The 20,130-nt window shown below is 40.0% G+C and carries 14 protein-coding genes and 1 pseudogene; 4 read left to right on the top strand and 11 right to left on the bottom strand.

What is annotated here, in order from left to right; all coding sequences use genetic code 11:
• The first annotated feature begins 83 nt into the window (after positions 1-83).
• Complete coding sequence (locus DP73_RS08265) at positions 84-1,769, top strand: long-chain fatty acid--CoA ligase (protein ID WP_034598778.1); 1,686 nt, start codon at positions 84-86, stop codon at positions 1,767-1,769.
• A 61-nt stretch (positions 1,770-1,830) separates the two neighbouring features.
• The gene (locus DP73_RS08260) at positions 1,831-2,022 is read left to right on the top strand and encodes a hypothetical protein (RefSeq protein ID WP_034598777.1); all 192 of its coding nucleotides are present in this window, start codon (positions 1,831-1,833) and stop codon (positions 2,020-2,022) included.
• A gap of 19 nt (positions 2,023-2,041) precedes the next feature.
• Here the strand turns inward: DP73_RS08260 and DP73_RS08255 are convergent, their stop codons facing one another.
• From DP73_RS08255 to DP73_RS08205, 10 genes and pseudogenes are all read right to left on the bottom strand, one after another.
• On the bottom strand, positions 2,042-3,094 hold the full coding sequence (locus DP73_RS08255; protein WP_034598776.1) for a M14 family zinc carboxypeptidase: 1,053 nt from the start codon (positions 3,092-3,094) through the stop codon (positions 2,042-2,044).
• A 270-nt stretch (positions 3,095-3,364) separates the two neighbouring features.
• Entirely contained in the window at positions 3,365-4,729 is a 1,365-nt protein-coding gene (locus DP73_RS08250) for a VWA domain-containing protein (protein WP_081962995.1), read from the bottom strand.
• On the bottom strand, positions 4,730-5,614 hold the full coding sequence (locus DP73_RS08245) for a MoxR family ATPase (protein WP_034598775.1): 885 nt from the start codon (positions 5,612-5,614) through the stop codon (positions 4,730-4,732).
• 69 nt (positions 5,615-5,683) lie between these two features.
• Positions 5,684-6,844: a DEAD/DEAH box helicase gene (locus DP73_RS08240; protein WP_034598774.1), complete on the bottom strand. Its 1,161-nt coding sequence runs from the start codon at positions 6,842-6,844 to the stop codon at positions 5,684-5,686.
• Between the two features lie 238 nt (positions 6,845-7,082).
• Positions 7,083-8,300, bottom strand: a complete 1,218-nt coding sequence (locus DP73_RS08235; protein WP_034598773.1) for an FAD-dependent oxidoreductase — start codon at positions 8,298-8,300, stop codon at positions 7,083-7,085.
• A 36-nt stretch (positions 8,301-8,336) separates the two neighbouring features.
• Positions 8,337-8,663, bottom strand: a complete 327-nt coding sequence (locus DP73_RS08230; protein ID WP_034598772.1) for a thioredoxin family protein — start codon at positions 8,661-8,663, stop codon at positions 8,337-8,339.
• Positions 8,664-8,759: 96 nt separating this feature from the next.
• Positions 8,760-10,808 carry an alkaline phosphatase family protein gene (locus tag DP73_RS08225; protein ID WP_034598771.1) on the bottom strand — a complete coding sequence of 683 codons (2,049 nt, stop codon included), beginning with the start codon at positions 10,806-10,808 and terminating at the stop codon, positions 8,760-8,762.
• Positions 10,809-11,081: 273 nt separating this feature from the next.
• Positions 11,082-12,554 (bottom strand): annotated as a pseudogene (locus DP73_RS08215) (trimethylamine methyltransferase family protein).
• Between the two features lie 60 nt (positions 12,555-12,614).
• Positions 12,615-13,247, bottom strand: a complete 633-nt coding sequence (locus DP73_RS08210) for a corrinoid protein (protein ID WP_034598769.1) — start codon at positions 13,245-13,247, stop codon at positions 12,615-12,617.
• 147 nt (positions 13,248-13,394) lie between these two features.
• Positions 13,395-14,819, bottom strand: coding sequence for a trimethylamine--corrinoid methyltransferase (locus DP73_RS08205; RefSeq protein WP_034598767.1), 1,425 nt, complete (start codon positions 14,817-14,819; stop codon positions 13,395-13,397).
• 678 nt (positions 14,820-15,497) lie between these two features.
• Between DP73_RS08205 and DP73_RS08200 the strand changes: the two genes are divergently transcribed.
• Complete coding sequence (locus DP73_RS08200; RefSeq protein ID WP_081962993.1) at positions 15,498-16,910, top strand: sigma 54-interacting transcriptional regulator; 1,413 nt, start codon at positions 15,498-15,500, stop codon at positions 16,908-16,910.
• Between the two features lie 91 nt (positions 16,911-17,001).
• Entirely contained in the window at positions 17,002-17,913 is a 912-nt protein-coding gene (locus DP73_RS08195; RefSeq protein ID WP_034598765.1) for a LysR family transcriptional regulator, read from the top strand.
• A gap of 192 nt (positions 17,914-18,105) precedes the next feature.
• On the opposite strand, the gene DP73_RS08190 is transcribed toward DP73_RS08195, so the two are convergent.
• Positions 18,106-19,671 (bottom strand): BCCT family transporter, encoded by a 1,566-nt coding sequence (locus DP73_RS08190; protein ID WP_034598764.1) that lies wholly within the window; start codon positions 19,669-19,671, stop codon positions 18,106-18,108.
• Positions 19,672-20,130 lie beyond the last annotated feature (459 nt).

Below are 20,130 nucleotides of genomic sequence, written 5' to 3'. Positions count from 1 at the left end.
TTTAAAATATTTTTTATCATCAAAACATATCCCTATATAGTAATGATATATACTAAATTAACTTTTTCAAAGGGGGAAAAGCGATGAGCAAGGTCTCTACCCATGAAAAATTCCTTCCTTGGACCAAACATTATGATTCTGAGGTTCCTATAACATTGAGTTATCCTCAAGAACCTCTTCCTAGTTTATTTCATAAAAGTGTCAAAAATCACGCTGAGGCTATTGCCTTGATTTTTTTCGGCCGCAAGATAAGTTATCAACAATTAGGCTCATATATTAATAGCTTAACAACATCATTACATAAAATTGGCATTCAACAGGGTGATCGAATCGCATTATTACTGCCGAACTGCCCTCAATATGTAATAAGTTACTATGCCATCTTAAGTTTAGGCGCAATAGTAGTCCCAGTTAATCCTTTAAGCACAGAATCTGAACTAATTCATATTTTTCGTGATGCCCAAGTCCGTATGGTTATTAGTTTGGATCTCTTAGCTGGGCGATTGGAAAACGTACGGCGATCTTTACACAACAATAACGAGCATCTGATCTTAGAACATACCTATTATACGGGGCTAAATGAATTTATGCCTATCCCAATTAAATATATTTATCGATTGTCAAGGAAAGTACCTGCCGAAACCAAAGCACGCTTACCCTATTGCCAGTGGCTTAAAACCCTACTTGTTCAAAAAGAACAGCTACCCAACCCTTGCGCAATTGATCTTTATAGAGATATCGCAGTGTTAATTTATACCGGAGGAACAACCGGTAAGCCGAAAGGGGTTATGCTCACACATCAAGCCTTAGTTGCCAATGCGAGTCAGGGCGCAGCCTGGGTTCAAATGCATAAAAATGATCGTTTACTTGCAGTTCTACCAATATTTCATGGTTTTGGAATGTCAGTTTGTATGAATGCACCTTTAATCTCAGGATCTTCCTGTGTCCTTATTCCGCGTTTTAATGGAGATGAGATTCTCAAAGGTATTCATCGCTACCATCCAACACTATTTGCTGGAGTTCCTACCATGTTTATAGGCCTTATTAACAATCCCTGTTTATCTCGGTATAATCTTTCCTCTCTGCGAGGTTGTTTTGTCGGAGCAGCTCCTTTAGCCCCTGAAGTTAAGCGCAAATTCGAAGACCTAACAGGAAGCAGGCTTATGGAAGGCTATGGGTTGACTGAAGTGGTTACAGCTGTCTGTGCCAACCCCTATCGTGGTGTTAATAAAACCGGCAGTATTGGGATACCCTTTCCGGATGTCTATATGCAAGTAAAAGATCTTCAGACCGGGAAGAACTTGCCGCCCCTAGAAGTCGGCGAAATATCACTCACGGGTCCGGAGGTCATGCTCGGATATTATAATCAACCTCTAGAAACTTCTCAAGCACTTCGAGAAGGTTGGTTATATACCGGCGATATTGGCTATATGGATGAAGATGGTTACTTCTATTTAATCGATCGCAAGAAGGACATGATTATTAGCGGGGGATTTAATGTCTATCCCCGCGAAGTTGAAGATGTCCTCTACCAATATCCATCTGTAAAAGAGGCATGCGTAATCGGTATTCCTGACGATTATAAAGGGGAGGTCGTTAAGGCATTTATTACTTTAAAAGAAGACGCCAGTGCCAAGGAGCATGATGTTATCAAATTTTGCCGACAACATCTTTTACCGTACAAAGTCCCTCAGCAGGTAGAGATTCGAGATGAGCTTCCTATGACTGCTATTGGGAAAATTTTGAAACGTGCTCTTCGTGAGGAATAGTATCAATCTTATCAACAAACCCAAAATCAAAGTGTTAAACATATGGAGAGGAGTACTATGAATGTCTGATAATAACGGCCAAATAAACTTTTCAAATGCACTGGAATTACTTCTTAAAGAGGCCAGCTTAAAGGGCAATTATCGAATGAAGCGTTACCCAGACAAAAAGTTCTTTTCCTTACTTATATCACAAGAACCAGTCATCACAGCCGCTTTAGGGGCTGCATTAATTGCCAGGGAAATTAAGAAATGAGATAAACTCAACCAGTTTTCTAAACATTAATTCCCATCAAGAAAATCCCGATCACTTTGCCCCAAATATCCCAGAACTGAGCAATGGGCAGAGGATTTACCCCAAGACCACACTCGACGGTAAATCCCGGGCGTCTCCAATCTTGAATAAACCAATCCTTATACCCTGCATCACTTTCAACATAACGAACAGCTTCATATCCACTGACTTCAACCAAACGGGTTACGATCAGTTGAGATTCATTAGGCTCTAACCCCCGATATCCCCAATAAATCTCCTCTCCTTGGGTATGGAATGCACTAACCAACCGAAAATTATGTGATCGGGTAAACTCCGCTATAGCCCTAGACTCCGGCTCTGATAGAGGTGCATTCCCGGGATAATTCTGCGGGGAAGGCGCAGATGCTGCTCGTCTCGAAACTTCAGTTTCCCAATGAGCTGGAAATTGATCGTTTAAGTCTACACCTCGAATATTGGCTTTCCACCCACTGAAATCTCGAGAACCTGAATTAATCATTAAGGCAGTTTGATAAGTCTTAGTGTTCGTCGCAATTTTCCCCTGCACAAGCTGCACTCCATCCGGATTGACCATAGGAACAATCCATAAAGAAGTCGTTTCAAACAAGCCTGGGATATTAAAGGAACCGATTTTTTTCCCTGAAGCATATGCTTTAGCATAGTTTTCAATGAACTTCATTAACAGGACAGTTGTAATCCATTCATTAGCATGAAAAGAACCATTATAGTGGACTTCCTTTTTTCCATGTCCGAGCTTTACAACCGGAATAGAACGGCCCATAACGGTAGATCCAATAGAGTTGACTTCAATAAAAGGATATAACTCTTCCAGAGACTGCAGATCATTAAGCATTTCGTCATAACCATAGTTTTCTCGGGGAATTACAATGGTTCTCTGAACTGCCGGCCTTGGAATGTTAATTACTTGACCCGGCTGGATTAACGCAGGGTTTCTAATCGATGAATTAACAGCCAGTAATGCGTTAAGGTTTATACCGTACTTCTTTGCAATATTATGTAGTGTTTCACCCTTTTTAACAGTATGTTTTATCATTACAAGACACCCCCTAAATACCTACCTATATGTATCGGTCAACAATATCAGCATATGCCTTATAGCAGTATATACATGACATAATCATTTGGTGTCAGTAAAATGTAGTACTTGTTAAAATTGTAAAGTGGCTTGAAGAGCTCACAGAAAAGAAGTGGAGATTCTGAGGTCTGATAATAGTCAAAAAAAAAATGCCGGCTGCTTCATCGAAGACAACCGACATTTTTACAATATGCATTGTACAAAGCTTCAGCTTATATGCCTTTATCGCTAAAACACATCTTTTACGATTTTCTGTAAATCTCTCGCAGTACGGCACCGATATACCTTAGAACAATAGATTTGATATTCTCTCATTGTATTATCCGGTTCCGACCACTCACTTCTTTCCAAAGGATTCAGCCAAAACACCTTGCGTACTTTTTCCGCGATCTGAGCAAGATATTCTGCTTGAGCTTGATGATAGTTGTTCTTACCATCTCCCAGAATAACAAGCACTGCTTGCGAAGATATATCTTGGAGTTTTTTCTCTGCAAGTTCTCTGAAGACAGCTCCATAATTCGAAAAGCCAGAACTCACTTTATGACCCCAGCTTTTTATTTCCTGTTTTACTTCAGTTAATTCTTCATTCCTAACAAGCTCAGTCACATCCCATATTGAATCAATGAAAAACAATATTCGTACCTTTCTAATTCTCTCTCTAAAGCAGGTCACCACATAGATTAAGAATTCCACGAAGGAGGCCATTGAATTTGAAACATCGCAAAGCACTACTAATTCCGGTACTTGCGGTATTTTATTTCTAAAGTATAGTTTAAAGAAATGTCCATCCCATTGAACACTTTGCCGAATGATTTGAGCTATATCTATGGTTCCTTTCTTAGAGGATTTCCATCGAGCTCCTTGATTTAAGGCTAATTTCCGGGTCCATTTTCTAATACTGGATTTTACAAGCTCCTTTTCCTCTTCTGACAATAAACTTAAAGATTTATATAGCCAATGCTGTCGAACCAGGGGTTCCCAACTGTTATGGTGCTTTACCTGAACCGTCAAAATCTGCTGCTGAATTTCATTTATGATAGTGGCTCGAGCATTATGATGTAAAATCCAATCATCTTCTGAAAGCGAACCCCGTTGATAAGCCAAGTCAGAAGAATTAATCCAAGTAAAATAATCCAGATCCGTTAAAATCTTTTTCACAATATCTTCAAATTCCTGCTCACTACCTACCAACTCTTCTATCCTCGATAAGGAAATCATTCTGGAAACTTTAGACGAATCCAGAATATTTCTGCAACTTGTAAGGCTAATTCCTCCGGTACCGCGACCCGTGCCTTGTCCGCCTATCCCTGGACTATTATGGTCTTCCAAATCCTTTTTGACAGATGTATCCTTTGAATCCTGAGAATTTAAGGACTCTGCACATCCTACGACTATTCTCCATACCGCCTCAAAGACCCCAGTATCTTGTGGGCGATGAATAAATAATGATCTCAATATTTGTTTAGGCGGTATTTCCGGGTAGCGAGCCAGACAGGTTTGAGCATCCAGAATATCTTTAGCGGATATTGATAGAGAAACTTGCCTGAGAGCATTGATTAGACGAATAAAAGTCCATCCATTCATAGCTCCCATTTATTGATTATCCTTACTTTGTCTACTCTCGGTTTCCCACTTTTTAAGGCGTTCTTCTAGCTTCCCAATGTCCTTAGGGTATTTTAACAAAACGCTCAAAGTCCCAAGGAGGTTACCATAATTCAATTCCTCCATCTGAAGAACTTTTAAGGCCCGAGCATAGTCAATGGTCTCGGATACACTAGGCAGCTTCTGCAACGGCAATTTTCTTACTTTAGCAACAAACTCACAAACATCTCTAACTAAGCTATCCGCCAGCTCCGGAGCATGGGCTCTAAGAATCGATATTTCTCTATCTAAGCTGGGATATGTCAAATAAATATGTATACAACGTCGTCTTAAGGCATCGCTAAAATCGCGAGAATTATTGCTGGTTAAAATTACAATTGGTTTTGTTTTCGAAGTTATAGTTCCTAATTCGGGAATAGAAACCTGTCGCTCAGCTAGCAGCTCCAGAAGAAAGCTCTCAAATTCTTCATCGCTTTTATCTAACTCATCAATGAGTAATAGAACTGGCTCAGAAGATAGAATTGCTTCTAAAAGCGGCCGAGAGAGTAAAAACTCTTCCGAAAATAAATCAAACTTTATTTCATCCCACTCTTCAGTTTTGGCAAGCTGCAAGCGCAAGAGTTGTTTAGCATAATTCCAATCATACAACGCCTTACTTAAATCAAGTCCTTCATAACACTGTAACCTAATAAGTCTTCTTTTCTCTGCTCGCGCCAGAGCTAAAGCCAACTGTGTCTTGCCCACCCCGGCAGGCCCTTCAATAAGACAAGGTTTATCTAGGGCTAAAGCAAGAAATAAGGTTGTCGCTGTTATTGGATCTATTAAATAACCTTCTTCATCTAGTTTTTGCGCTAACTCTAAAGGAGAAGACTGCATATCAAGAATTCCCTCCACTTCGTGGCTAAACCCTTGGATTCCATCTAGGTTTTACTTGATTATACTACATCACACTTTCCTCTGTAACTTTTTTCTTACGTCAACGATCTTTCCTTGAGACATTTCCTTGGAGCTAATCTGAATTCCAAAAACGCTTTCTAACTTTCTTAAAACCTGAACCTCCTGTGGATTGACGATTGAAATTGCAATCCCCTTATTACCTGCCCTGCCTGTTCTGCCGACTCTATGAAGATAAAGCTGAGGATCTTCCGACAAATCTAAGTTAAAGATATGGGTGATACCCTTTATGTCTAATCCTCTGGCAGCTATATCTGAAGCCACTAACAATGAGCTTTTTCCACTCCTAAAGTCATCCATCGCCTTTTTTCGTTCAGCCTTTTTAGCCCCTCCAAAAATGCCTTCTGCTTCTAAACCGTGATATTTTAGTGTTAAGACGGTTTTTTCAATCTCTTCACTTTTATTAATAAAAATCAGCCCTCGCGTAGGGATGATTATTCTAATTAATTTTCTCAGGGCTTCAATTTTATCTCTCTGTTCTGCTAAAAAATACATATGTTCAACAGTGGGAGCAATCATGATTGTTTCGGTCACTCGAATGACTTCAGGAGTTTTTAATAGTGCCGATGCCTTCTGTTCGGTCAGCGGGGATAAGGTCGCCGAAAACAACAATAGCTGGGTTCTGCTTAGGGTCGTCTTTATTACCCCTTTAACAATATCGCTGTTATTTTCATCAAGCAGACGATCAGCTTCATCAAGCACAATTGTCTTAACAGTTTGAGCTACTATCTTTTTCTTTTGAATTAGCTCAAGAATTCTTCCACTGGAACCCACTATTATATGCGGTTTTTGCTTTAATTTTTCAATTTGCCGAGAAATATTTACGTTTCCAATGATTGCAGCGGAAGTAACTGCAATACCAGAATCTTTTACTAAAGTTTCTATCTCACGCTGAATTTGGATTGCTAGTTCATGGGTAGGAGTAAGAATCATTGCTTGAGTTTCTTTCTTGAGAGTATCGATCTTTTGAATAATCGGAAGCAGAAAAGCTAAGGTTTTACCTGTTCCTGTTTCTGACTGGCCCAATACATCTTTCGCAGCTAAGATATAGGGTATTGCTTGCTCTTGAATTACAGTTGGCTCAACAATCCCTTGTTGTTTAAGAGCAGTTACTAAAGATTCGTCGATTCCAAGTTTATTAAAGGTATTCATTGATAATCCATCCTGTCTAAAATAAAGTATAGCTTCATTATATCCTTTTTTTTCGCATATCAGAAATAAAGCGTCATAATTAACTCATTACAGCAAACCTATTCTAATGGTTATAAAATTCAGGCCACTGATCATTTTAACCCAAACTGAAAAAATAGGCAAAAATTAAAGGAACCCATCCCACAAAGGTAGGTTCCTTTGATTTTAATTCTTTACTATTTCCTAATAATGATTTGTCTTATCTTAATTGAGCTTTAAGTTTTTCTTTATCCATTGAATAGTCCAATCGCTTGATCTCTTGCCCTCTGTCCAATACAACAACTGCTGGCACGATTTCAACATCATACTTTTGTGCCAGACTTTTCTTTGTAGCCGTATCGATTTTCAACACCTTGTAGGGTTCCGATAGTTCTTGATTTGCCTCTTCTAATAACGTGCTAAACTCCAAGCTTTCATTATTTAAGGCATTGAAGAAAAGTAAGAGCACTTTTTTATCGCTTTTCAGTACACTGGTACGAAACCCGTTCAGTTCCTCAATATAGCGCTCGGCAGCGACTGCGGCCGTTGCCCCATCACCTGCCGCTGAAACCACTTGCCTTAAATATTTAACCCGATTGTCTCCCACCGCATAGACCCCTTCTAGATCTGTTTCCATTAAGTCATTGACAGGAATATAGCCTCTTCTGTCCATCCCAATGCCACTTTCCTTAAGAAAATGAGTCGAAGGAATCATCCCAACAAAGAAAAAAACACCCTGGCAAGTAAGTTCGCTGGAAAGTCCCGTTTTTAAGTTCTTGATTTTAACCCCCTCGACATTAGCCTCGCCCAGGACTTCTTGAATAGTGGAGTTCCATACAAACTCCATCTTTTCATTTTGGAAAGCCCTTTCCCCACTCACTTTATTGCAATCGAGCACGCCTTCATCATGAAGTACAATCACAGTGACTTTGCGAGCGAACTTGGTAATGTACATACCTTCTTCAATGGCTTGATCCCCGCTGCCAACGACAACAACCTCTTCGCCTTCAAAAAACTCGGCATCACAAGTTGCACAATACGCAACTCCACTACCCTGAAGCCGCTTTTCGCCAGGAATATTTAATAGTCTCGGCTCACTGCCACAAGCAATGATAACCGCCTTAGCCATGTATTCTTTCCCTTTCTTCGTACAGATGATTTTATCTTCTTGAGAAAAATTAACACTTACAACTTCATCTCGTGAGAATTCAACACCAAAGGAATCAGCATGCTTTTTAAAGTCTTTCATAAGATCGGATCCACTGATTTGGCCATAGCCCGGATAATTGACAATTTCTCGTGTCGTATTGACCAAACCGCCAACCGTCCCTTTGTTAATAACCAAAGTTCTCAGCTTCGCTCTTCCCCCATAAATAGCCGCCGTTAGTCCTGCGGGCCCCCCGCCGATAATGATTAAATCGTAGGTCACATATCCCATTTTTCCATATTACTCCTCTCTGTAGAATGTTTGTGATTACGATTCCATAACTTCTGCAATTTTATCTATGACTTTCTCTTCGTCAACAGCCCCTGCCAATTTTGCTTGATATTCACCGTCCTTAAAGAAAAGAATTTGAGGAACTCCTTTTAAAGAGAATCGTTGGAACAAGTTTTTATCTTCTTCTACATCCACGTAATAGAAACCAACTCTGTCTCGGTATTGCGGTTGAAGCTCTTCCAAAAGAGGAACGACCTCTTTACAAACATGGCAAGCTTTTCTTGAGAAAATAACGAGACATGATTCCTCATTATCATAGATTATTTTTTCGAAACTATTTGCATTTAATTGTTCTAAGGACATGTTTTTCACTCCTTTAAGATAGTCCCTATTGACAAAAATTTCATCAAAAAGGCAGGCTATTCCACGAAGTCAGCGAATCAGCCTGCCTTTTCCTTATTAGAATTCTTCGGTTAAAATCTGATAGATTGGTGCCCCTTCACAGTGGGCAGGCATTCTTACACCTACTAATGTTGCGATAGTCGGTGCAATATCAACTTGTCTAATGGTTCGAACTGTTTTAAAGTTTTCTTTAATTCCATTCCCTGCTGCTAGGAAAATTGGGGAAACAGAAGTCTCGAAAGCGCCCTCTACAGTGGATAACCCATCGCCATGTAAACGGCTAAACCCCTCATCGACAGTAAAGAAGATATCCCCACACTGAGGACCGTTTGTTCCTAAGACAACGGCGTCTTTATTCCGCATTGCCAGCCCGATAACTCGCTGTCCTTTATATCTATAGGAGTACAAGTCGGACATGATTTTTCTTTCCAGCTCATATTTGTCTGCCGGATCAACAATGCCATGGGCATCACGACCCTTTAAGTTGATATATATATAGTTACTTCGAGTCTGAACAGCTGTTGTCTTTTCCCAATCTACTTCTTTCAAAGTTTTACCGTTTTCGCCCTTTTTCATTACGGTATAACCGAGTTCCTCCATTACCTGTACATTCATGCCGCCATATTCACCGATTTGTGGTGGGAATTCTTCCCCTACCAATAAACCATGGTCAGCTAGAATCATGATTGTCCATCCTTCATCTAACAGATGTAAGAATTCGCCTAAATATTTGTCTGTCTGAATGTAAAACTTCCGAATAAAGTTCTGATTAACTTCAGGGTCAGTATAACTCCAGCGCTCTAGATTTTTCGCTAAGTGCCAAAACATATGACCTGCACAGTCAACATTATGCAAATGAGTAAACACTACCTGGTAATCCCGGGTTTTAATTAAATGATTTAAAGCCTTTGCTTGCCATTGACTATATGAATCCCAGGCAGGTTCATAAACCTTCTCAACCAGGTAAGCATCTTCTCCCCCAACCAAGCTGACAGGCTGAACCGGTCCAACATTCTCTACGACATCTTTTAACAATTCTTTTGGATGCCATAATTTATCCTGGGCAATATCCAAGGCATTACTGATCCACAGTTTCACCGATGTACCATCGGTAGAAAGTTCCAGGAGTTTCATTGAACGACAGGCTGGTTTTAATACACCTTCTTTATTAATGTCATCTACAATACCGGAAACCATTTTCCCGAGTTCTAATACTACGATTGGCTTCTCTGCCTTCTTATTTTTATAAATTGCTATACGGTCATAAATACCATCAGCATTCTTCAAAATCAGGGTGGGTCGTCTTACAATACCATCGGAGGTTAAAATAGTAAATTCTTTGGCGTCGGCCGGTGCAGCTGCCCATCCTTCTGCATTTTTCAGCGGTGAATTGACTACATCATAATGAGGAATAGATTCAATGACCATTTCCATATTTTCTGGTCCCATGATATATTCGCGGATTTCACTGCCTGTCATGGCAGCTTCACCATACCATAATTCCATCATATCGGTAGCTGGTTCTTCTTCATCCTCAGTAATAGCACTCAGATCGGAAATCATGCAACCGGTACCGGCAGGACGTTCAAGTTTGGGAGCATATATTAATTCTGTAATTTCCTCATTAGCAGCGATAACTTTTTCCCAATCAAGTTGTGCCACACCCATATTAACAGAACCCGGTTGTGTTCCATCAACCACGTGTAAATTTGGGTTGTCACTGGTCGGAGGCCAGGCGGAACCGGGCCAATGCCATACTAAGGTTTTGAGGCCGGCTTCAGTCGTTACATTCCATAACTGCTCAGCTTCACAATTTCTAGAATCCATATTATAGACAACAGCGTCCAAGCTCTTTGGTGACTGCCGCCAAAAGCAGGTAATTCCGTGTGTTCCAGGATAAGCGCCTGTTGCCAAGGTCGTCCAGCAGGCAGGTGTAATCGTTGGCAGGGCACCTAAGTGGGATAAGTCTTCTCTTGCCGAACCTTTTTCTATAAATTTTTGTAAGTTTGGCATTATTCCTTCTGCCAAGAACTTCCGGGTTATTTTGGGATCCATCCCGTCGACCCCTAATACCAATAATTTCTGGGTTAGTGCTTCTCTTTTCATTGTTAAATCACAACTCCTCAAAGAGTTTCGAAACTGTCGACCTTCCCGGTTTACTCATTTCGAGCTCAATACTTTCAGGCCTACTATCTGACTATCTACGCTTAACAGCTAGAATTACTCCTAGCCCCATCCAAGAATCGCTATTGATGGTGGCCTGAGTATTACCATGGGTTGGAACTCATTAGGTATCTTTATTTAGCAATGAGAAGAACTAAAGTTGTTAGCTCGTTCTCCTCATTACTATCCTTAATATTTAGTTATTTCTGTCGTAACTTAACGGTTGACACCATACTCTTTTTCAGTTTCTTCTACTATAGCGCGTAATTCCGCTTGAACACGTTCTGGCAGATGCTCCGGCTTATAGTCTTCGAGTATGGATCTAGCCACATCATAAGCTCTTTCCGAAAAATCTTTACCACCATCAGCCAGCCAGACGTCTCTCATACGGCGGTCAATAACATTACTTTTAGATTGAGAACGCATGTGTTTGAAGGTGTGCTCTTGACCAATAAAGTTACCAGCGGTACCTACCTCTTTAATAACATCTATTGCCAGAGTTTCATCAGACACACTTATCCCACAAACAGCCTTTTTAATCATCCTAGCCATCTCATTATCCATGACCATTTGTGCATAGTCATAGGTAATGCCGAGTTCCAACATACCTGCGCCATAGATCAGGTTGGACCCTGCCAACGCTGTCAGCATAGCGGTAATTGTGAACTCATGAGATGCCTGGGCATCCGGGAGTTTGCTATCTACCTAGCCACCGGCTACCCAGCTCGGCAGTAAGTAAAACTGGGCAAGTTTCGCAACACCTGCATTGATCATTCCGAGTTCCGGAGATCCAACCGGTGCCGTAGCAAAACGCAGATCCATAATTGTTGTTGAACTACCATAGATAACCGGTGCTCCCTTGCGGGTTAGCTGGCTTAAGACGATGCCACTTAAAACTTCAGCATTGTGTGTTACAAGACTCCCTGCTAAGGTAATTGGGGAGGTAGCTCCAGCCATAGCCATTGATAGTACGTTTACTGCTATGCCAGCCCGGGCACCTTCAATAATTACTTCAGTACAATGGCCTACTAATTGTAACGGGCTTGTTGGGCAAACATTGCAAGAGAAGATTGGCCTTTCCCGCAGCTTTTCTTCTCCCCCGACTATGGCAGCAGCCATCTTCAGAACCTTTTTAAAGTTTTTTCCACCTTCAGTACCGATGAATACATGCTTGGAAGTATTATTGAAAATCACCTCAGCATTATGAACGACAGCAGCCTCTGCCGGTACATCCTGAGGAGCCACCGGACGTAAAACCGCATCCATTTCACTCATTGCATCACAAAAACGCGAAATATTAGCTACATCCTGCTTAGTAGTCTTCCGATACTCTTTGGTATACGGGTCGATGATTGAGACTCCTTCGCCAAAATTAATAAAGTGAACTCTTTTGCCACCCAGTATAATATCATGTTTAGGATTTCTACCTGCCAAAAGAATTGTATTAGGAGCTGAGCGAATAGCATCCTCTACAATATGCGGAGGAATTTTCACGACTCGTGTTTCGAAATTTACACTAGCTCCTCCTGCAGCGAAAATTTCTAAGGCTTCTTTAGACTCGACTTTAATCCCTGTTTTTTCCAGAACTTCAAGGGTTCCACTGTGGATATCATAAAGTTCATTGTCAGAAAAAATATTAAGTCCGAAACCCTCAAATTTTGAAACTCCTGCTTGAACTTCACTTCTCAATTCTTCCACCTCCATAACTTCTGCAACATTTAATATGTTCTGATATCTTTTCACAGAAAACTAGTTTAAGAATGCAGTAGCCATCTCTTTAGCAGCCATAGCGTCTGCACAATAACCATCTGCCCCGACTTCATCTGCAAAGCTTTGAGAAACCGGAGCCCCTCCCACAAGAATCTTAACTTGATCTCGTAATCCTTCTTTGGCGATATGGTCAATTGTGACTTTCATATTTAGCATTGTTGTGGTCAAGAGAGCAGATAAACCAACGATTTTTGCATTATGCTCTTTAATAGCTGCTACAAATTTTTCCGGAGATACATCGACACCTAAATCAACTACATTAAAACCGCCGCTTTCCATAATCATGACAACTAAATTCTTACCGATATCATGTAGATCTCCGGCAACTGTTCCAATAATGATTGTTTTACTAACTGCAATGTCTTCTCCGGTAAGCAACGGCTTAACAATATTCATCCCCTCTGATAAAGCCCTTGCCGCCATCATTACCTCAGGAACATACATCTCTCCGGCTTTAAATTTTGGAGTTACAATATCCATACCAATTAGTAGACCCTTGGAGATGATTTCCAGTGGATCGCCACCGGCATTTACCAGCTTCTGGGTAAGCTCTTTTACTGCAGCAGCATTTCCTTTAAACACATAATCGGCTAATTGATCGAAATCGCTCATTTATAAATCCTCCCTTTATGCAATACCTTTTGTAAATTACAAACTAGTAACCTTTCCCAAATAGATCATATTATAATTACATTTCGTTGTATAATTCCGTCTTTTTATGCCGGGTATAAATCTGGACAGCTAGAAAAATTATTAAAATTAATGAGCTCTAGCATTCTCGATAAACTCTAATAAAGCCTTATCCGTCTCTGAATCGAGTAAAGTCTCAGGTGCATTTTGCAGAATATGTTGATACTTTCGGTTTGCCTTGATAACAACATCTTCTGAACCGGCGTTCTTCCAATCGCTATAATTTCCCCAATCTGAAACAGTAGGCGTCCACAATGATCTGAAATTCTCAAATGTGCTTATATGCGACAAATAGGTTCCAGTGTGTCCTATCTCTTGAATAACATCAACAGCTAATGCTTCATCCGAGGTATCGATCCCTTGAGAAATCCGCCGTACTCTTCTGATCAATTCTTCATCAATAATAAACTTTTCGTAGGAAGTGGTCATAATGGCGTCTAAAACACCCAAGCTTTGAACTGACATCTGGGCACCGCTCATCATTCCCATTAGCAGGCTCTGCATGGTTTCATACCCTGCCTGACAATCAACTGTCTTTGAATGGGTGATTCCCGACATAGTTCTAACAGGTAAGTGATAGTAATCTAAACCCATTTGCAAGCTGGCAGTATTTATTAACATAGCCTCAGGAGAACCTGCAGCAAAAGTAGCTTCTTTCATATAACCTGAAGTTGATGCTGTAGCATAGACTAACGGTGTCCCCGGATTCACTAATTGAACCAGTACCAGTCCTGCTATGGTTTCAGTGTTTTGCAAAACTGCCGTTCCTAAAAGTGATATTGGGCCACTTACTCCAGCCATAATGCACGGTGCAAGTAGGATAACTTGATTTCGTTTTGCATATTCAATCATAGTTTCGAGAGTATCAGGAGCATAGGCTAATGGACTTAATGAATTTACTAGTACCGCTGTACAATGGTTCTCCAATAAAAATCCAGGTTTACCCAAGACCATCTCAACCATATCCAATTGTTGGCGAACCTGTTGGGTATTAGCACAGAATCCTATCACTGGTTTCTCAGTGTTTTTTAATGCTTCGTACATCATAAGTAGATACTTATCACTGCTCTTAACATCACTGGGATCAACCGGGATTGTGCCTACTAGATCAACAACATCGCTGGCTTGACAGAGTTTTTGGATATTTGCATAATCCTCAAGAGTTGCCTCTCGACGTCCCTTCTGTAAGTCTTGAATATAAACCGGCCCAACGTTTGGCTGTATCAAAAAACCTTCCCCAACGGTAACCGAGTATTTATCATTACGAGCCCTCATGCGGAAGGTACGTGGAGCTGTAGCCAGAGCTTGATCTACCAATTCCCGAGTAATGAAAACTGTTTTATTTTCTACTCTTGCTCCATGTTTCTTAAAGACTTCAATAGCTTCATCATTGTGAAATACTACTCCGGTCTCCCGAAGAATCTTTAGGGTGGCATCATGAACCCTCACTAAATCATCCTTCGTTAAGACTTCCAGCCGTGATTTTAAAGCCATTATTACACCATCTCCTATCGTACTTGCGCGAAACTTCAGGCAGCTAATTAGCTTTAATCCTTAAAGTCACTTTGAGTCAAATAGACTTAGGTAGAGTCTATTTGACTTGATGTTAAAAATAAAACGATCTCTAATTCAATACCTAGTGATTCAGAACTCCAGGAATTCCTTATTTTTTAATAATGCGCTTTTCACCCCCCAAATCTCCTTGCTGGCCTATAAACTACTACCACTCGTCGGTTTTATAGCTAGATAGAGGTAGTCTAGCCTTCCTTTTTTTGTTTAGCTGAAGTTTAAGTCAACATGTCAAAATATAATGCAATTTTCATGCCGTTCTAAGTATTGAGTCAACTTGTTCTCTACAATGGTAAAACCTTGTAAGTCAATGCTTGTTTTATCTAACTATCATCGCCGAAATCATTAATCAGGCGGGTTTTTCTTCCCTTTCTATTTGTTCACCTTACCCTCGTTATAAAATGGCAGAATATTTAAGTCATATTGACTCAAATATTCCAACGTGGCAGGATTTTATGTTTATCTTAACGAATAAATAAAATCAGTTAATTAAATATTTTCAAAACAAACTCTCTTGTATGACATTAGACTATAATATATACCAATTATTGTTGATACTCAATCAATTTTGCTGTGAATATTGCAAAAAGGGAGTTGTCGAAGTTGCTAGATATAAACGAACAAAGTTTGAACAGAGAAGACTTCAAAATGATCCTGGATAATTCATTCGATGAGATCTTTGTCGTTAATAGCAAGGGAATTGTAACCTATGTCAATAAAGTATGTAAGAAGCATTATGGCTTAGATCCTTCTGAGATAATCGGAAAAAATGTAAGCTATTTATTGAGTGAAGGTTATTATTCACCTGCCTTGGCTCCCATTGTCTTTCAAAACAAGCAAACTGTTACCGTTGAACAGCAAACGAAAACCGGAATAAAACTTGTTGTCACCGCCACTCCAGTGATTAACCAGGACGGTGAAGTTGAATTCATCGTTATGAATAGCCGTGATATCACACAGCTTGAAGAGTTAAAACAGGATTTAGATAAAACTAAAAAACTAGTAAAACATTACAAAAACAAAGTCGATGAGTTAAGTCAACAAGTCAGCTATTTTAAGGGATACTCCTTTCGAGACGAAAGAATGAAGTTATGTCTGGAAATAGTTAAGAGGGTTGCCTTAGTTAATTCTACAGTTCTTATCCTTGGGGAATCCGGTACCGGAAAAAATGTACTGGCCATGGATATTCATAAAATGAGTGAGCGGAAAGATGGTCCCTTCATCTGCATTAATGGAGCCACTATCCCGGAGCACCTCTTAGAGTCAGAACTATTTGGATATTGCCGGGGCGCTTTCACCGGCGCAGATAAGTTCGGGAAAGTAGGATTAGTGGAACTAGCCCATGGTGGCACTTTATTTCTGGATGAGATCGGAGAAATACCTTTGGGAATCCAAGCAAAACTATTAGAACTTATTCAAGAGCGCCGATTTATTCCCGTTGGTGGCAAGGAGCATAAGAAAATTGATGTAAGAATTGTCGCCGCGACTAACAGAAACCTAGTTCAATTAATCGATGAAGGAAAGTTTCGCGAAGACTTGTACTATAGATTAAGCGTCATTGAAATTGATACTCCGCCTTTAAGAGAAAGAACTAATGATATTATTCCGCTATTGGAGTTTTTTTTGAATAAATATGACTTGATGTATAAATACACTCACAAGTTTGATAAACAAAGTCTCGCTGTTCTAAAAAGCTATGCCTGGCCCGGAAATATTAGAGAGATGGAGCATTTAGCCGAACGATTGGTGGTTACAGTTCCGGAGGGATATATACTACCCGAACATTTACCCAGTAAAATGTTTAAAATACCATCTGGACATGTACACTCAAACATTTTAGAAGAGGAACTATCCAACTGGAAAAATCTCAAAAAAACCAGTGATGAAGAGGCTATCATAATCAGATTGTATAATATGCTGGGGAGTTCATATAAAGTTGCAAACACCTTAAATATTAGTCAAAGTAAAGTAACACGTATCGTACGCAACCATAAGCAACGTTCTACTCTCAAGTAAAACACTATAATACGGAATATTTTGCTGGATAAAGTGTAGGGTTAGTTTCATAAGTAGCACCGAGGGATTACGCAGCGGAGGTATATAGATTATGAGATTAGAACAATTATTTCTTTTAATCGAAGTCGCTAAATATAACTCAATTTCATTAGCAGCTGAACATGCCTTTATTACCCAGCCGGCTGTAAGCTCATCAATTAGTAAACTTGAAGATGAGCTGGGAACACAACTTTTTAGGCGAACTCCTCAGGGTGCTTATCCGACTTCAATCGGAGAAATTGTCATTGAAAAGGCTCGCCATATTCTTGATACCATCGAAGAAATCAAACAGATTTCCAACACCTCAGCATTAACAGGCAACCTATCCGTTGGGATTATACCCAGTATGGGGGATAAAATTATTCCTAATGTTTTATATTACTTAAAGGAAAAGCATCCTAGTATTAATATTTCCTTAACTGTTGCTGAATCGATTAACATCCTGCAGAATATTCAATCCGGCAAAAACGACATTGGGATTGTATTACTAACTGAAGAAATAACCGGCAAAGACATTTTCTGTGAAGAATTATTCAAAGATGAATTTCTAATCTATGCTTCTAAAGACTCCCCTCTTGCTCAAAAGGAATCAGTATCGCTAAAAGAAGCACTTGGATATCCCTTTGTTGCTTATAATGATGAATTCACGAAGAATAATGGTGGTATTACAAGTATTCTTAAAAAACATGGTGAACCTAATGTAGTCTTTAGATTTTGTAATTTTGAATTGATTAAAAGAGTAGTATCTCAGGGAATCGCCATCTCCTTTTTCCCCAGATTTATGTCGATAGACGATATTTATTTGCAATCCGGAGAGATAGTCCCGATACCTATCAGTGACGTTAGTTTAGGTATTACCGTCGGTCTCATAAGATCAACTCGCCATGCAGTCTCTCTCGTTGAAAAGGAATTTGTGGAAGCCCTGAAATCTATGTGTAAAACTGCTGCGCCAATTTCAAGTTAGCAACTAGAATGCAAGGGGTATCTTATCTGAAGAGAGAAAAATACCAAAGAGGATGTCCGGGATGAGCCATCCTCTTTGGTATACTTTTACTTAATCAACCTCATTATATATTTGACGTCAAAAGGCGGCTTCTGGCTGAAGCCGCCTTTTGACTATTTTCCGGGCGGTCTTACTACGACAGCCCTGTTATAATTAGTCTTCTTCGGGATAATCGACAGCTTGCACTTTACTATCTCCGCCGAAATCCTCATTGAGCCACTTGCGAAGGGATAGCCCTAAGATGATGATAATTAATATAATAGGTACGCTGGTGGCAACAGATGAAAGCTGAACTACGGGTAATCCACCCACCATCATGATAGCCACCCCGATCACAGCAAGGAGTGAACACCAGAAAAGTCTTGTCCAGCGGGGGGATTCCTGATCATTCCTAACCTCTTTGCAAGAAATCATGGAAATAATATACGCATTGGAATCAATAGTCGTAGCTTGGAAAATAAGCATTACAAATAAGAAATAAGGAATCACTATTTTGGTTAAGGGTAAGGTATGCAAGACTGCGGAAATCATTCCCGCAGGACCGGCGTCTTTCATAATCTGATCAAGGGCCATCCCTTGATTAAGCTGAAGATCTACTGCATAAGTGCCGAAGGCTAAGAAGAACAGTGAACAGCCAATTGTCGTTACAACCATCATATTTATAACAACGTTTTTAATCGTTCTCCCCTTGGAGATCCTAGCAACAAATAAGCCGAAATACATGGCCCATGCTGCCCACCATGCCCAGTAAAACACTGTCCAGTCTTGAGGAAAACCGGATTTGGTAATGGGATCTGTGTATAAACTCATCCGTAAAAAGTTAGTAGCTAAAACCCCTAGGCTGTCAACATAAAAGGATAACATGAATAAGGTGGGGCCTACAAGCATAACGAAAGCTAATAATCCCATACACAACCAACTATTTAATTCCGACAACTTTTTAATTCCGCTATTTAAACCAGCAAAAGCACTATAGGTAAATACCGCTGCAACCACCAGGGTGACCGCAACTTTTACCGTCATAGTATTCTCAATTCCCAACATATCGGCGCTGACAGCCGACATCATAGGTATAACCGTTCCTAAGGTTGTTCCTAATCCACCTACCAGACCGATAACTACGAAGATATCGATAGCTCTGCCCAGCCATCCGTCAACCCGGTCCCCCAATACTCCCCGGCAAGCATAGCTTGGATAGAAGAAGGGTTTTTTTCGTACGTGAAGCATGTAGGCAAAGGCGATGGCCCCTGGGACAAAGATAGCCCAGGCCGTAATACCCCAGTGAAATATTCCATAAGCAATAGCGAATTGAGCAGCTTGCCCTGAAAATGCCTCATTCCAGAAAGGAGGAAACTTAAGATAAAAAATAGGCTCAGCCATGGACCAATAAACTAAACCTGCTCCGACACCGCCTGTGAACATCATCGATACCCAACTGAAGTCTGAGAATTCAGGTTTATCATCTTTTCCGCCCAATTTTACATTGCCATATCTGCCAAAAGCTAACCAAAGTGAAAACACTACACAACCTAAAGCAAATAATAACCATAACCAGTCCATTCTATAAGTTATAGCTTTTAATATTATTGATACATAGGGTTGCAATTCCTTACCAAAAATAAGCATTGGGGCATATAATAGAACGCATAAAATAGCACTGCCCCAGAAAACAACAGGATTAATAAGAACAGATTTACCTTTAGACTTCTCTTGTGACAAGTTATTCACCCTTTCTTGTGATTTAATCTGAGAACCGGGTAGAAGATAAGTCAGTTGATAAATTCCACGTGTCTATCTATAGTGTGTGTTACCAAAACAAAATCCTTGGTTATTACCCTCTTGGTATTTTCAAACCGTGATAAAAATCCTATGCTGATGCCCGCTATCATGAAAAATGCGTTATAATACCGCTAATCCTTTACTTTTATTCCTCCGATCAAATTCTTCATGGAGTAGTTTGTTATACCCTCCTTTTCTAACCTAGCAAATTCGAGTTTAATCAAAATCTCTTGCCATTATTAGCTGGTCTTAGAATCTAAGACCAGGATATCTATACCTCTTCTAACCTCCTTCACGTAATAACTGTCAAACTCTATAAGACATTTGTTTGCAAATTTGCTGCCAACTATCAATAAAACAAATATTCCTATGCGAAATAATTTATAATTGAGTAGTATT

The organism is Desulfosporosinus sp. HMP52, from assembly GCF_000765145.1.
GTDB lineage: Bacteria > Bacillota > Desulfitobacteriia > Desulfitobacteriales > Desulfitobacteriaceae > Desulfosporosinus.
Note: the sequence above shows the minus strand (reverse complement) of the source record. Positions and strands in the feature narration are given on the sequence as shown.

Bases quoted from the DNA above. Each gene is read 5' to 3' on its own strand.
- DP73_RS08265 (WP_034598778.1), top strand. From the start codon at position 84: ATGAGCAAGGTCTCTACCCATGAAAAATTCCTTCCTTGGACCAAACAT.
- DP73_RS08260 (WP_034598777.1), top strand. From the start codon at position 1,831: ATGTCTGATAATAACGGCCAAATAAACTTTTCAAATGCACTGGAATTA.
- DP73_RS08255 (WP_034598776.1), bottom strand. From the start codon at position 3,094: ATGATAAAACATACTGTTAAAAAGGGTGAAACACTACATAATATTGCA.
- DP73_RS08250 (WP_081962995.1), bottom strand. From the start codon at position 4,729: ATGGGAGCTATGAATGGATGGACTTTTATTCGTCTAATCAATGCTCTC.
- DP73_RS08245 (WP_034598775.1), bottom strand. From the start codon at position 5,614: ATGCAGTCTTCTCCTTTAGAGTTAGCGCAAAAACTAGATGAAGAAGGT.
- DP73_RS08240 (WP_034598774.1), bottom strand. From the start codon at position 6,844: ATGAATACCTTTAATAAACTTGGAATCGACGAATCTTTAGTAACTGCT.
- DP73_RS08235 (WP_034598773.1), bottom strand. From the start codon at position 8,300: ATGGGATATGTGACCTACGATTTAATCATTATCGGCGGGGGGCCCGCA.
- DP73_RS08230 (WP_034598772.1), bottom strand. From the start codon at position 8,663: ATGTCCTTAGAACAATTAAATGCAAATAGTTTCGAAAAAATAATCTAT.
- DP73_RS08225 (WP_034598771.1), bottom strand. From the start codon at position 10,808: ATGAAAAGAGAAGCACTAACCCAGAAATTATTGGTATTAGGGGTCGAC.
- DP73_RS08210 (WP_034598769.1), bottom strand. From the start codon at position 13,247: ATGAGCGATTTCGATCAATTAGCCGATTATGTGTTTAAAGGAAATGCT.
- DP73_RS08205 (WP_034598767.1), bottom strand. From the start codon at position 14,819: ATGGCTTTAAAATCACGGCTGGAAGTCTTAACGAAGGATGATTTAGTG.
- DP73_RS08195 (WP_034598765.1), top strand. From the start codon at position 17,002: ATGAGATTAGAACAATTATTTCTTTTAATCGAAGTCGCTAAATATAAC.